Source organism: Peribacillus sp. NPDC076916, from assembly GCF_050269675.1.
Taxonomy (GTDB): Bacteria; Bacillota; Bacilli; order Bacillales; family DSM-1321; genus Peribacillus; species Peribacillus aracenensis.
In genome coordinates, this window is record NZ_JBNNIU010000024.1 from 1 (window position 1) to 13,229 (window position 13,229).

The 13,229-nt window shown below is 36.3% G+C and carries 16 protein-coding genes and 3 pseudogenes; 8 read left to right on the plus strand and 11 right to left on the minus strand.

Features of this window, described 5'->3' with window-relative positions; all coding sequences use genetic code 11:
- Positions 1-192 precede the first annotated feature (192 nt).
- Positions 193-372, minus strand: coding sequence for a hypothetical protein (locus ACQKFG_RS27400; protein WP_406595019.1), 180 nt, complete (start codon positions 370-372; stop codon positions 193-195).
- A gap of 146 nt (positions 373-518) precedes the next feature.
- On the opposite strand from ACQKFG_RS27400, the gene ACQKFG_RS27405 reads away from it, so the two are divergent.
- Together ACQKFG_RS27405 and ACQKFG_RS27410 are read left to right on the plus strand one after the other, a co-directional pair.
- Entirely contained in the window at positions 519-785 is a 267-nt protein-coding gene (locus ACQKFG_RS27405; protein ID WP_406595018.1) for a hypothetical protein, read from the plus strand.
- A gap of 137 nt (positions 786-922) precedes the next feature.
- Positions 923-1,162, plus strand: coding sequence for an IS3 family transposase (locus ACQKFG_RS27410; RefSeq protein ID WP_406595017.1), 240 nt, complete (start codon positions 923-925; stop codon positions 1,160-1,162).
- Here ACQKFG_RS27410 and ACQKFG_RS27415 read toward each other — a convergent pair.
- The 3 genes and pseudogenes from ACQKFG_RS27415 to ACQKFG_RS27425 form a co-directional block, all read right to left on the minus strand.
- Positions 1,124-1,262, minus strand: a pseudogene (locus ACQKFG_RS27415) (redoxin domain-containing protein); the annotation flags it as partial. The gene ACQKFG_RS27410 and the pseudogene ACQKFG_RS27415 sit on opposite strands and share 39 nt — an antisense overlap.
- A 281-nt stretch (positions 1,263-1,543) precedes the next feature.
- Positions 1,544-1,783, minus strand: coding sequence for a glutaredoxin family protein (locus ACQKFG_RS27420; RefSeq protein WP_377911935.1), 240 nt, complete (start codon positions 1,781-1,783; stop codon positions 1,544-1,546).
- Between the two features lie 137 nt (positions 1,784-1,920).
- Positions 1,921-2,604: a Crp/Fnr family transcriptional regulator gene (locus ACQKFG_RS27425; protein ID WP_427564201.1), complete on the minus strand. Its 684-nt coding sequence runs from the start codon at positions 2,602-2,604 to the stop codon at positions 1,921-1,923.
- A 178-nt stretch (positions 2,605-2,782) separates the two neighbouring features.
- Here ACQKFG_RS27425 and ACQKFG_RS27430 point away from each other — a divergent pair, with 178 nt between their 5' ends.
- On the plus strand, positions 2,783-3,133 hold the full coding sequence (locus tag ACQKFG_RS27430; RefSeq protein ID WP_406595015.1) for a DsrE family protein: 351 nt from the start codon (positions 2,783-2,785) through the stop codon (positions 3,131-3,133).
- Positions 3,134-3,463: 330 nt separating this feature from the next.
- Positions 3,464-3,989, plus strand: a pseudogene (locus ACQKFG_RS27435) (Tn3 family transposase); the annotation flags it as partial.
- Positions 3,990-3,994: 5 nt separating this feature from the next.
- Here ACQKFG_RS27435 and ACQKFG_RS27440 read toward each other — a convergent pair.
- The 3 genes from ACQKFG_RS27440 to ACQKFG_RS27450 all read right to left on the minus strand — a co-directional run bounded on the left by ACQKFG_RS27440 (position 3,995) and on the right by ACQKFG_RS27450 (position 6,007).
- The gene (locus ACQKFG_RS27440; RefSeq protein ID WP_427564203.1) at positions 3,995-4,222 is read right to left on the minus strand and encodes a hypothetical protein; all 228 of its coding nucleotides are present in this window, start codon (positions 4,220-4,222) and stop codon (positions 3,995-3,997) included.
- Positions 4,223-4,713: 491 nt separating this feature from the next.
- Positions 4,714-5,358, minus strand: a complete 645-nt coding sequence (locus tag ACQKFG_RS27445; protein ID WP_427564205.1) for a peroxiredoxin-like family protein — start codon at positions 5,356-5,358, stop codon at positions 4,714-4,716.
- A 286-nt stretch (positions 5,359-5,644) separates the two neighbouring features.
- Positions 5,645-6,007, minus strand: coding sequence for a hypothetical protein (locus tag ACQKFG_RS27450; RefSeq protein ID WP_289336562.1), 363 nt, complete (start codon positions 6,005-6,007; stop codon positions 5,645-5,647).
- 303 nt (positions 6,008-6,310) lie between these two features.
- On the opposite strand from ACQKFG_RS27450, the gene ACQKFG_RS27455 reads away from it, so the two are divergent.
- On the plus strand, positions 6,311-6,853 hold the full coding sequence (locus ACQKFG_RS27455; protein ID WP_427564207.1) for a hypothetical protein: 543 nt from the start codon (positions 6,311-6,313) through the stop codon (positions 6,851-6,853).
- 157 nt (positions 6,854-7,010) lie between these two features.
- Here ACQKFG_RS27455 and ACQKFG_RS27460 read toward each other — a convergent pair.
- Positions 7,011-7,556, minus strand: a pseudogene (locus tag ACQKFG_RS27460) (ATP-dependent DNA ligase); the annotation flags it as partial.
- Positions 7,557-8,684: 1,128 nt separating this feature from the next.
- On the opposite strand from ACQKFG_RS27460, the gene ACQKFG_RS27465 reads away from it, so the two are divergent.
- The 3 genes from ACQKFG_RS27465 (at position 8,685) to ACQKFG_RS27475 (ending at position 10,228) form a co-directional block, all read left to right on the plus strand.
- Positions 8,685-9,113: a MarR family winged helix-turn-helix transcriptional regulator gene (locus ACQKFG_RS27465; RefSeq protein ID WP_056529680.1), complete on the plus strand. Its 429-nt coding sequence runs from the start codon at positions 8,685-8,687 to the stop codon at positions 9,111-9,113.
- Between the two features lie 77 nt (positions 9,114-9,190).
- Entirely contained in the window at positions 9,191-9,832 is a 642-nt protein-coding gene (locus ACQKFG_RS27470; RefSeq protein ID WP_252270679.1) for a nitroreductase family protein, read from the plus strand.
- 102 nt (positions 9,833-9,934) lie between these two features.
- Positions 9,935-10,228 carry a putative quinol monooxygenase gene (locus ACQKFG_RS27475; protein WP_056529674.1) on the plus strand — a complete coding sequence of 98 codons (294 nt, stop codon included), beginning with the start codon at positions 9,935-9,937 and terminating at the stop codon, positions 10,226-10,228.
- A gap of 440 nt (positions 10,229-10,668) precedes the next feature.
- On the opposite strand, the gene ACQKFG_RS27480 is transcribed toward ACQKFG_RS27475, so the two are convergent.
- The 3 genes from ACQKFG_RS27480 to ACQKFG_RS27490 all read right to left on the minus strand — a co-directional run bounded on the left by ACQKFG_RS27480 (position 10,669) and on the right by ACQKFG_RS27490 (position 12,977).
- The gene (locus tag ACQKFG_RS27480) at positions 10,669-11,289 is read right to left on the minus strand and encodes a recombinase family protein (protein ID WP_427564210.1); all 621 of its coding nucleotides are present in this window, start codon (positions 11,287-11,289) and stop codon (positions 10,669-10,671) included.
- Between the two features lie 713 nt (positions 11,290-12,002).
- On the minus strand, positions 12,003-12,506 hold the full coding sequence (locus tag ACQKFG_RS27485) for a hypothetical protein (RefSeq protein WP_427564212.1): 504 nt from the start codon (positions 12,504-12,506) through the stop codon (positions 12,003-12,005).
- Positions 12,507-12,581: 75 nt separating this feature from the next.
- Positions 12,582-12,977, minus strand: coding sequence for a hypothetical protein (locus ACQKFG_RS27490; protein ID WP_427564214.1), 396 nt, complete (start codon positions 12,975-12,977; stop codon positions 12,582-12,584).
- Positions 12,978-13,229: the final 252 nt, after the last annotated feature.

Below are 13,229 nucleotides of genomic sequence, written 5' to 3' on the forward strand. Positions count from 1 at the left end.
AGGACAGCTTTTAATTTCAACTCTAATGAATATTTTGTCATAAAAAAAGCACCTCCAATTGTTAGATGGTGTCTAACAATTGGGGTGCAGTTCATTACGGAAGACGGTTCGTTATTGAAGTAAAGCTACCTAATCAAAAAGAAAGAGAGTAGTTATTTTTCCTGAAAGCTTCCTTCATTTGACCAAAAACATCTACTCTTCTGAAATTGATTGATCCTGATTCTTAACTTTAAGTATCTTTTTCAGTGTGATGTTTATATTATTTAGGCCCAATAACACAAAGCCAAGCATTATAAAGGTTACGATTTCTCCTGTAAAAAAAGCTACGATACCTAAAATTAAGAAATAAAAACTATACCACCAATTGCTCATTTGATATTATCCACTTTAAGTAGACAGTGAAAAAAGCCCGATAGTTTATTGGGTGGTACACTGATACTTGGAGGGGATTTTTTATGGCAAAAAAGGGACGGACATTTGCTCGTTATTCAGATCAGTTTAAATAGAAAGCCGTACAGATGTATGAAGATGGGAAAGGGAGTTATCAAACTCTTGCACATCAATTAGGATTACGCAGCGCTACTCAGCTCAAACAATGGGTGAAAAAGTATCGAAATGGAGAAGGGTTTGACCTAAGAGGGCGTGCTTCGTCAAAGGACACTCCGTTTATTGGACGTCCGCGAACTCACTTTAAATCGATCGAAGAAGAACGTGACTACTTAAAAGCGCAGGTCGACTACTTAAAAAAGCGCAATCCAAATCTACACGGGGAGGAAGGCTTATAAAGCAACAACGATTCGTCATTATTCACGCGTTACGACAAAAATATCCGATTACATGGTTGGTGGAGATAGCTCGTGTCTCGCGTGCTGGATATTACAAGTGGAGACAAAACGAACCGCTTCGAGCCAAAAAGGCCTAGATGAATGCACTCTTTCAGGAACACCTTCTTGCGATTCATCGTGCTCATCCATACTACGGGTACCCACGAATAGTTACGGCGCTAAAAGAAGAAGGCATTCACGCCAATCACAAACGTGTTTTTAAGCAAATGAAGATTCTAGGAATCGCTTCGGTGATTCGGAAGAAACGACGCTATTTTGGACGAAAAGGATCGGTCGTGATTGCAATAAGGGCACCATTCACCGCGATAAAATGTTAAGACAACTGGTCCCTTTTTTTAAATCTTCATAAAGTTGGACGTCATTACCTAGTGCATCTTGCAAAACAAAATCAGGGGCTTTCTCTCCTTCTTTTAACCCTGTTCAACTCCTGATTTCAACAGCTCAGCAGTTGCTTGATTACTTTTTGCAAAAGTCCTTCTTTTTGCTGTTTCAACTCTTCCATTAATTGATTGATCAATAATCCTTCCTTAAAAAATTATGATTCAAATATATTTGGATTAATAATATAGAGCTAATCATTTTCTCATATAAAAAAACATCTGCTAAAAAAGCAGAGTTTTTCCTGGTCGATGAAATGATGCAAGTCTCCCATAGTATGGAGTTGTCTGATGGACACGATTTTCAGCCGCCTTCATTATTTACACATCTTTTGACGTGTTTAGAAAAGCCTCAATTTTATCCCGGTCAAACACATGAAAAACTTGTCCATCCAACACGATAAAAGGCGTTGCAATGCCCCCCTCGCTTAGCATTCGGTCAAACATCAGTTGATCGTAAGTAACATTGATGACTTCATATGGAAAATCTTTTTCTTTGAAATAGTGCAATACCTGTTCACATGACTCGCAATGGTCACTGACATACAGGGTTATTTTCATCAGAAAAACCACCTGTCTATTGTTTTGTTCTCTACTGAACACTTTCAGTTTACAGGGTCAAAGCAACAATGACTGTAATATAGTTCACATTCACAGCGAATAAAAAAACCTGAAGAAGTGCTCAGGGTTGCCTTTCCTTAGTCAAAATGTTGTTCTTTTGCCAACTCACGATGAATAGAAATGCTTTTGCGTCCCGTTCGAATCAATCCTTCCTTTACTAGTTCATTGATAGTTGAGGTTACCGATTCACGAGTAGCACCTATCATGTTACCGATTTCTTGATGAGTCAGAGGAAGATCTATTCGATGAAAGTTATCCTCCAGCACGCCAAATTCTTCGGAAAGATTCAGTAATAGAAAGAGAAGTTTTTCTTTGACGGTACCTAAAGCCATCTTCTCCAGCATGCTGTTCTTTTCTTGCAATTGATCGCTCAAGATCCTCATCACCCGTTTCATGATATGTGGGCGGGTCGATATGAATTTCTCAAACTGTTCACGACCAATGGAGCAGAGCAGTGTATCTTCCATCGTTTCAATATAAACGCCATGGGTACCTAAAGAGAAAGAATCGATCTCACCGAACGTACTCCCTTTTCCTAAAATACCGACCGTAAACTGTTTCCCCTCCGAATTGACAATATACAGACGTAAAGCTCCTTCCTTCACAAAATAAAGTCCATCCCGAACCATTTCAGGCGATTGGATAATCGTATTTCTTCGTATTTTGGCATGGTGTGTCCCTTTGTTAATCTCTTCCATATCTTCTGGAGAGACCTTGTCAAACAATTTAATTTGAGACAAATACCACAGTTTATTAATCATGAGCCAACCTCCGAATGATATGTTTATTCTTACTTTATCATGGAGAGAATATGCATGACTAACTTAATGATTGGTCATCATAATGTATGCTAGTTCACATTTATTAAAGGAACTGGATTACAGAATTGCTATTTAAACCAGACTATAATGAAGCCATCAACACAAAGGAGAGATGAAGATGAAAAAAGTAGCTATATTTGTACACGCAAGTGAAAAGGAACTAGGAAGAGCCGTCCATGGATTGTTGTATTCAGAAGAAATCCACGCTACCGGCGGAAAAGTGAGATTAATATTCGATGGTGAAGGGACGCAATGGATTGGTCGTTTTGAAGACACAAACCATCCAATGAACCCGTTATACAAAAAAGTGAAGGCTTTGGGTATCATTGAGGCTTGTGAATATTGTTCTGGAGCTTTTGGGGCAACGGAAGATGTTCAAAAAGCCAGCATTTCTACAGCAAATGACTACGAAGGTCACCCAAGTATAGCAAAACTAATCTCCGAAGATTATGAAATTATTACGTTGTAATGTAAAAGAATTCGTATAAAGCACGCATCACGTGAACGGAACCAATTAAAAAAACAGAGTACAAGAATGGTTTCCTATATATAAACGAATGTCAGTCGGTATAATGATTGTTTGAGAAGATGAGTATAAATAACCCCCCTTGGCGTTGGCCAAGGGGGGTTATTTTGTCCGTTTTTATACAACATCGTTGATATATCCGTTTTCATTATCTAAAGAAGCCTGACAGTTGCATAAAAAAGGACAGGCCCATCAAGGTGAAGTCTGCTCAAAATCAAAAACAAATTATATATCGCTTGTTTAGACTAGCTTCATAAAGATTCCATTTAGAGTAAGGAAAATTATGAGGACGTTTTACGGTTAGCATTCTATAAGAGAAGGGACAGTCTCATCCTCACTTATTATGGGGAAGCTAGGCTCTTATTCAAGGCAAAACAGTTTAGCTACAGCCTTACGCGAGATGGGAAGAATAGAAAAGACGATCTTTATTCTTAATTACCTTTCAAGTGAAACTTTAAGAAGAAAAATTCAAAAAGGATTAATTAAAGGAGAAGCGATGAATGGTCTCGCAAGAGCAATTTTCTTTGGGAAGCAAGGGGAGCTTCGGGAACGAACTTTACAACATCAGCTCCAAAGAGCCAGTGCATTGAACATAATTATTAATGCAATTAGTGTTTAGAACACCTTACATTTAACAAAAGCGATTGAATATCAAAAAGGAATCAGGGATTTTAATGAGTACTTGTTGCACCATATGTCTCCTTTAGGTTGGGAGCATATTAATTTACTGGGGGAATACCATTTTAAATCGGACAAAATGGTTTCTTTAGATTCATTAAGACCATTAAAACTTTCTTAACGTTGTTAAAATCGGGGTAATCGATTTGAAAATTTGCTTAGCGTTGTAAATCCGCATTTTCCTGACGCTACCCCTGATTCAAGATTCTTTTTCTCATAGGTACGAATAAAGTATTCAAATCTAATCGCAATCCATATCAAAACCATTGCACTTATACCGTTCCAAAAGCCCCCAAAAAATAAACCTACCCCACCGCCAATAATGATGTATGCCATTAATTCTTTAGGAATCATATTTACTTCTCCCTCCAAGTTCCTCAAGAAGACTGTTATCTAACCCTATCATAAATTACAATAAATTGAGTATAAGGAAGATTTTCCTTGAATTAAACTGCCACGTTACTTTAAGTACAATCTCTAATTATTTTAATATAAATATCCAATTTAACTACCAAGTCTTATTCCGTTATCTGGCCCGATTGTTGAACACAAGTTAAAAACCTCTCTTCAACTAATCTGCCCCGTTAGTGCCATAAGAAAAAGAGCTGCCAAAGCACCTCCCTTATTGAAGTAAAGCACCCTATAGTTTAAGTAGAAACATTCACAATCTCTTCTAAACTTTAACATAATCCGATCCCTAAAATGTGTTGTTCTAGAATCTGGTGCAATACAAAAGGACGCCTTCTTATTAAAGAAAAGCGCCCGAATGTGGAACAAGAAATACATATAAAAAATGTTTATTTTTCTGCTTATTTTTAAAAACACCTGATTCCAGGTGCGTTGTGTTAGATGTTTTTTACAATTTCAATTACTTTAGACGGCTCTACACGTTTTGTGTAGTCAGAATCGACTTCTGCAAATACAATCTTACCTGATTGATCGATTACAAATGTAGCTGGCTTTGGAAGTTCCCAAGCATCATTTCCATTATGTCCTACAATATCTAATCTAGAATCCTTATATACTTCAATTAAATAATCCGGCATTTTAAATACCAAATTAAATTGTTCAGCAACTTTATTGCCTTCATCACTGAGAACAATGAATTCAAGCTCATTTTTTTCCTTTGTAGACAAGGAGGCATCTGGTGTCTCCGGACTGATGGCTATTAACGTTGCACCAACGTCTTTGATGGAATCTAATTCTCTTTGATAGGCTTTTAATTCAAGATTGCAGTAAGGGCACCAGCCACCTCGATAAAATGTCAGGATCACCGGTCCTTTCGAAAGCTCTTCAGTAATGGACACCATTTTTCCTGTTGCGTCAGGAAGTTTAAAGTCCGGTACTTGGTTTCCTTCTTTCAGTCCCTGTGCAACTCCGGATTCTTCTAATTCTTTTGTTGCTTGCGCCATTAACTTCTGCTTTTCCTCAGGAGCCTTTTGCTTAAATGCTTCTTTATAAGCTTTAATTTCTTCGAGCAATGTAGTCATCTTTGTCCTTACCTCCTTTTTCATATCAATTAAACCTTAACAAGAAATTTCTCTTTTTTCATTTAATCTGCTTTTGTGATTCCATTATTATTTTTTCAAATTTCACCTTTATTTACCGACTTATTTTCGGTTTATTCAACTATATGGCCCGATTGTTGAACACAAGTTAAAAACCTCTCTTCAACTAAACTGCCCCGTTTGTTCATTAAAAACATTCATTACAGGAATTCTGGTCCTTAGTTTAATAAAAACGCTACCGGTTTGGGCAGCCAGTTCTTAAATGTAATCAAGCAAACGTTTCTTTTATTTCAATCTTAAAGTTCGGTTTGAAGGTAATTTCTACAATCATTAAAAACCTTTCTCTATCATCATCTAAAAATAACCGTATAGAAGATTCATCCTCTTTATCGGTAAGTATTTCGATTTTACTTACCGTTTGAAAGTTATATCTTCCAATAACCATACTTCCCTCTTGTACTAATAACCCAAATTGATTATAAAACGGGCAAACGATAACCTCATATTTATACTTTTTAACCTTGAACCTGAAGGTTGATTCATTATATTCGAACAGTTCATCATCATCTTTCTTTACTGGAAGACATTCAAATAGAGAAATGAAATCAATTTCAGAAGGATAAAACTCCATAATACAACCTTCTTTCATAAGGAAATGCACATACATTACTTACCTTCTGCAAAGGAAAATGAAAATCCTTCTTCAACTAACCTGCCCCGTTAGTGCCATAAGAAAAAGGCAACCTCAGCAACCACCCATTGAAGTAAAGCATCCTTACCCTAAATAGAAGTGTAGACATTAATCAACCATAGCCCGATCGTAATTTGAAGTAGTTCACGGTTTAGTGGTACTGTACGGTAATAAATATAAACACTACTTAATAACTCATATCTTAAATTCTTCAGGGTATCTTATTTAATAATAAGAAAGGGCGTGATTGTTATTAGGTTATTAAGATTATTTGTCCTATGTATTCCTTTTTCCTTCATATTCACTGGAACAACTTACGCAAGTAATGACAGTAAAGAATTTGAAAAGTCGCTTTCTGAAATTGGTTACACTTCAGTACATCAAGCTTTACAAGATAGCAATAAGCATTTTAATCATATTATTTCTTTGCCTATTCAATTACCTCCAGTACCGTTCACTCATAATTACGGCAGGTTTAATAACCTTGAAGGTAATATCAATGATGGCTTTGAGGCAGAATATTTTAATAAAGACCTATCTGAAAACCACTATGCGATTCGAGTTAGACCGGCTGAAAATAAAATTAAATTTAAAAAAGGTAATATTGACAAAACCTTCATATTAAATGATAGTAATACTGCCATATATAGTACCAAGGCTTCTGGAGTGGTTAACCTTTTAATTTTCGAAAAAGATGGATGGCAATATATGTTAAGTGTTGATAAAAGAATTTCTAATAAAGTAACATCGGAAATATTGGTAGAAATCGCAAATTCCATTAAATAAATTACCACACAGTTTGTGTCAACTCTACAATAAGTCTTATAGAACTGACAGGCGCTTTAGTTCACTAAAAGAAAAAAGGAGAGTACATATTATACATGGCTAATATGTACTCTCCTTTATATATTAAGGTTTTTTATAAATTAGGTCTTGATAAGGTTATTTTTAGCCAATCATGTGATCTTTTGCCAATCTTATATTTTGAATTGGCTTTCTTCTGGACGATTCCTTCAAGTCCTTGTTGCTTTACTAACTCAAAATAAGCTGGGCTGTTCCCAAACATCCACCGAACCTTACAAATCATATCAGTATCTTCCACTATCTTATCAAGCAGCTTTTTCCTCTCATATAGAGGTAAATGAGTTACCTTTTGACCATTATGATAAATTACGTCAAATACGCAATATTGAATTGTGAGTTCTGATTTCTTGGATTGAAATCTTTCCATCATTGCTTCAAAATCAGGCTAACCCTGTTGATCGGTCACAATTATTTCACCATCAAGAATAGTTCCATTCGGAACATCCAATTGGAGCAGTTCGGTGAATTTCATTGTGACCTCATTGTTGTGGCGAGTATACAATTTAATCTGATCATTAAACTTAGAAAGAATCAAACGAATTCCATCAAGCTTAAGCTCAGTAATGAAATTATCGTCCTCGAAGGGTTGCTCTGTTTTGTGCAATAACATTGGAGAAATAAACAAAGTTACCACCTCAAGATAATTGTAGCACTAATATCACGATATTCTCTTAGGTAGATAATGTAAAAACACCTTCGACAGGATGCTTAATCTTTCACCGTATAAAGTTAGATCACTTATTATCATATCCTAAGCTGATTCTCACCAAAGATATTATTAGTATTTATTATTAATTTCTTTTTGCGATTTGCGCTGCTTCTAATCTCAGGCATCTTTTGCAATACGAATTTGAAAGGCCTCCAAGATTAACAATCTCCCTTAATTCCTGCTTGATTTCTTCCAATAAAAATTGACTGATGATAATCTGTATTATGTAAACTAAAATGAGCTCACTTTTCTGCCACCTTATATTGAGCATAGTAAACAGAGCAAACCACAAATGTTGAACTTCCGTACTTGGACCTGTAAATACATATTCATTATTGCACCCTGCGAAGGAATCCCAAAGGACTATTATAAAACTCCTAGACCACAGTTTATAAAAAAGCAACCGTTTTATATCCAAACGGTTGCTTTTTTTCATTGCTATAAACGATTCCAAATTCTCTTTAAATCTATTGGTACGAATACTTTATCCCCATGTATTTCCTTATGTATGATGAGATGTAAAAAGTATGGTTCTAAACTTCACCCTTCTGTTTTATGTCTAGCTGGATTTATTGATGATAGGAGCCCATTCAGTGCACTTAGGACCATTAGATTTAAATCTTCACACACATAACTGACAAAGAACTTGAATATCATTTACAGGCATCGTACTCAATGAAATTTAATTGATTGAAGTAGCATACAGAAAAGGATGGAGCATTCGCTCCTTCACTTTCTGTATTATGGCACATAAATCGAAGAATGGTCTTGGTCTACGACTATCAGATGAACTTTTCCACCTTATTTAAGGGCAGTTTTATCATACTTATACCTTGGCTAAAAGCTCCAAAGGTTTACTGAGCTTTCTTGAAAAGATTGCCTAATCAAAAAGGAGATAGAGCAACATTTTGGTCTAGATCATATTTAAGCAAAAGTTGCAGTACTAAAATACTTGCTTTATTATTTAGGGTATAGTATATTAATTGACACATCAACTATTGAGCTATCAATTATTTTGTCTAACGTATGAAAAGAGGGTGTTTCTTGACGAATTCATGTTCTAATGAATCTTTTATTTTATATATAATGAACTGCCTTAACAAACAGATAAGTTCAAAATTTGAAAGTTGTACGGGCATTAGTCAATCAAGACATGATATCTTATATCAGCTTTATCAAGTTGATGAAATTAGTCAAACAGCACTTCAAAAAGAGGTTAACATTGACGGTGCAGCGATTACCCGGCATTTAAAACAACTTGAAGCGACTGGGATGATTTTAAGACGCAAAGATCCGGAGGATAATCGATTTACTCTTGTCTGTCTTTCAGATCATGGTCGCAAACAAATTATTCTCTACCAAGCTGAAAAAGCTCGTTTTGTCACTTTGATGCTTAAAGATTTTAAAGAAGAAGAACGTCAAGAGTTAACAGATATGCTGACACGCATTCAAAAAAATATAAGCCAAGTCTAACACTTGATTCGTTACAATTTGAAATGAGAATAACTATAAATTAAACTACTAAAGTTAAAAAGAGGAGACTATCAACTATGACTACTACAGCACAATTAACAAATGATTTCAAAGAAATTGTCACAGGACGCCGCTCCATAAAAAATTACGACAAATCCGTAAAAATCAGTAGGGTAGAAATGGAGGAAATACTTACCTTAGCGACACTTGCTCCTTCTTCAGTAAATATGCAACCATGGCGCTTCCTTGTAATTGATAGTCCTGAGGGAAAAGCAACACTTGCACCTCTTGCTCGCTTTAACCAAAATCAAGTCGAAACATCTTCCGCAGTAATTGCCGTATTTGGTGATATGAACAATTTTGATAACGGCGAAGAAATCTACGGTAAAGCTGTAGATTTAGGGCTTATGCCTTTAGAAGTAAAAGAAAACATATTAGCCTCATTTGCTGGATATTTCGAAAAAATCACTAGTGAGGAAATGAAAGAGGTCGTTCTAGTTGATGGTGGTCTTGTATCCATGCAACTAATGCTTGCGGCTCGTGCTTATGGCTATGATACAAATCCAATCGGTGGCTATGAAAAAGACCAAATCGCAGAAGCTTTTGGATTAGATAAAGATCGATACGTACCAGTTATGCTAATTTCAATCGGTAAAGCAGCAGATAATGGCCATCAGTCAGTTCGTCTTCCAATTGATAAAGTCGCACAATGGAAGTAATGTAATAAAGAATCCATTCATTTAATTACAACCGAGTATGTTATTTTTACTTTAATTATATATTAAGTTTATTATGCTTAACAAAAGAGAGGATGACGTTTAATGATTATCATTCATGCCGTATTCAATATTAATCCAGCAAAACAAGATGCATTTCTAGAGGAGATTCAACCGCTAATCGTAGCTTCAAGAGCGGAAAGTGGAAATGTTTCTTACACTCTTCACAAAGCTACAGAAAAAGACAATGAATTTACAATGGTTGAAGTTTGGCAAGATCATCTAGCGGTTGCAAGCCATAATTCAAGTGAGCACTTCACCTCGTTTGTTGGTAAAGCTAAAGAATTCCTCTCTTCACCTTTAAATGTTAACGCATTTGAAGGACAACCATTAAAATAATGAGTTAAAATGTATGGGATTTCCTATATCCCATCTTATAAAACAAAGAGTTGCTGCTTCGGTAAAACAAGCTGCAACTCTTGTTTATTTCTATTCCATTTTCTCGAACATCACGCGCTTATTTGGCGTACATAATCTGTGTGACAATTTCCATGGAAAGAGGAATGCAAATAGTTCCATTTATTTATCGAATTCAGTTTTTCCAAAGCATCCGCCAATGTTGTATTAATCGGTTCTTCTTTATTTTGCTTCTTCATGAAATTGGAGATTTCGTTGTTTGACACTTTTTGATTTTTGTTTTGTTAATTATTTTGATGTTCATGCGAATTCTAAAAGGAGGGCTGAAAGTGTATATGCTTCATTCACCCAGGATGGGTATCATCCACAATGAAGCGAAATATCTAGGGATGGCCGGCTAATTTTTTGACAAGTTTCTTCTATTATATAGAGATCTTTTTAATGTCTGTTTCATATTCCTTTACCAACTTATAAAAAGTCGTCTTTTTAACGCCTAATTCCGCCATGGCTTTAACGGCCGTCATCTCTCCTGCTTTCCATAAATCATAGACTTCATTAAACCCTTCCGTTACTTGGGCTTTCGGTCGTCCGAAGGGCACACCGTTCTGTAAAGCAACATCAATTCCCTCACGCTGCCGTTTTCGTATACGGTCCCTCTCCTCTTCCGCCATCCAGGAAAGGATCTGTAAAACAAGATCTGCGATGAAGGTCCCTAAACTATCCTTAAATTGAGTAGTGTCCAACAATGGCATATCCATGACCACGATATCTGCTTGGATATTTTTCGTGATGTCATTCCATTCTTGTAGAATTTCTTCCTTGTTCCGGCCAAAACGATCGAGTGAATGAATATATAGGACATCCCCTTTCCGGATCATACGTTTTAACAATTGATATTGAGCCCGGTCAAAGTTTTTCCCACTTTGTTTATCTAGGAAGATATCTCGTTCATCTAATCCTTTTTCTTTCATGGCCTGAAGTTGACGTCCTTCAATTTGATCTTTGCTAATCACTCTTATGTATCCAAATTTACGAACTTCCATTTTTACTCCTTTTTCTACTTACTTTCCTATTATTCTACCAAAAGCGTTCGTAAAAGTATGTGAAAAATCACGAACGTTCATAAAGTGTTTTTCAACTATAACGAACGTAAAAATGAGTCGATTTTATAAAAAAAAAGAACCGTTCGTAAAAGTGTACTTTTACGAACGCAAACGATAAAAACAACAAAAAGAAAGCCTAAAGCGTTTTTCGCTCCAGGCTAATTCTATATATTATGAGTTTTGGAACAAATAATAATTTATTTATAATACCGTGCTTAATCGATAAAAATCAAATAAACGCCAATCCCTTATAAATATGGGATTGGCGTTTTGATGTACTTCTTTTCTTTTTTTATTTTGCTCTAATTATCACATCGGTGGCGTTTAACTTTAAGAGAGCCGTATCTAACTATCAAGAAGGCAAGCATCCTGGGAGTTGCTTGCGGCCAGGAAACCCACATTGAATCTGGGTATGGAGGTTTAGGGATGTCCCAAATTTTCACACCGATCTATAATGACCGAGGATTCTCTCCAAAATATGAAGGATACTCTGATGAGGTACTTCTTCAATTTTATCACCGCTTATCAAAAATAATCCTCATAGATAGTTCAATAAAATGGCCTTCATAGCTTGGCTTGAGTTTCCCTTTTCTTTAATCCTTTTCAGAAAGTCCATGAACATAATCACTAGTAAATCCTCGACCGTGAACTCTTCATCCCATTAAGTAGAGAGAAATATCATGCAGAAATACCTCACCCCGGTAAATCTCTGACTCTTTGATCCGCAGGGTAATCTCTGCCTGTTTTTCTTCTGATGTCACCTCTATCTCCTCTTCCCGTTGCTCGAATGAGAAAAGTTTGTTCGTCACCTGCTTCAATACCCTTTTTTTAATCATCGGCCGTTCCTGGAATTTTTTCTTGGAAGAAATCAAAAAGGGACAGAGCTGTTCATATTTGGCCCCTTTCTTCACTTGTTCCATGAAGTCAAAATACAGGAGGGCAATCAGGTGATACATAGTCAGGTTTTCCGGAGCCTCTTCAAACAAATCCTTCATGTCTTCGACGAAAACCTCACCCCTTAAATATTCATAATAGGGCACTTCAATCTGCAAATATCGATACTTAGGCAAGAAATAATCGAAAAATCCCTTTTTTTCCTTCGTTCCATAAAGTAGCTTGTTCGATAAAAGGTTGAATTGACTATAAGATTTCTTCAACGGAACCCCCTCTTTCCAACCAGGAAACAGCATGATGGACCATGCAATAGGCAACCCTCCGGTCGGACAGGTCCTTCAAGATGGCGACTTCATGCAATCCTCCCCTTTCGCTGTATTCGGTCTCAGCAAATGAGTATGCATGTATTCCTTCGTGTCAGTATAAGGCATGCCATAATCCACATCCTTTCTCCTCATCAGGGCGAACCGCAGAAGCAATGTATTACAGTTCGTTTGGGTCAAGGATTTTCCTGTTTTTTGCTTATAGATCGAATTTAACGTTTTGCAAAGCGTCCGGAGCTTGACCTTCATGACATAATCCACAGGGAATTTAATGTCATGCTGCTTGTCCTTCCTGACTTTTCTCATGGAGGTTATTTGGCGTGAAGGATCTTCCAAAGATGTTTTTTGAATAGCTTTTGGTTTTGGATCCTTTCCTTTCAATTCCTCGAAAAAAGGGTTCAAAGATGACATCCCCTTCCTCCTCTCTTCTCTCATTATTAAATAATCGGAAAATACCTCAAGGCCACTTTGTCAGTTTTCCACTTTACTAACAATATAGTGGGGAAGGGAGGGCTTTAGAACCTGGGAATGTATAAGACTCCTTTACCATGGCGAAACTATATAGCAAGAATATTAAATTGCGAGGGATATCAAGATGAAAAAAAATAAGAAGGATACGGAGATAAGGAAGTAATTTGCGAAGCTAATGGAACAGGCGGGTAA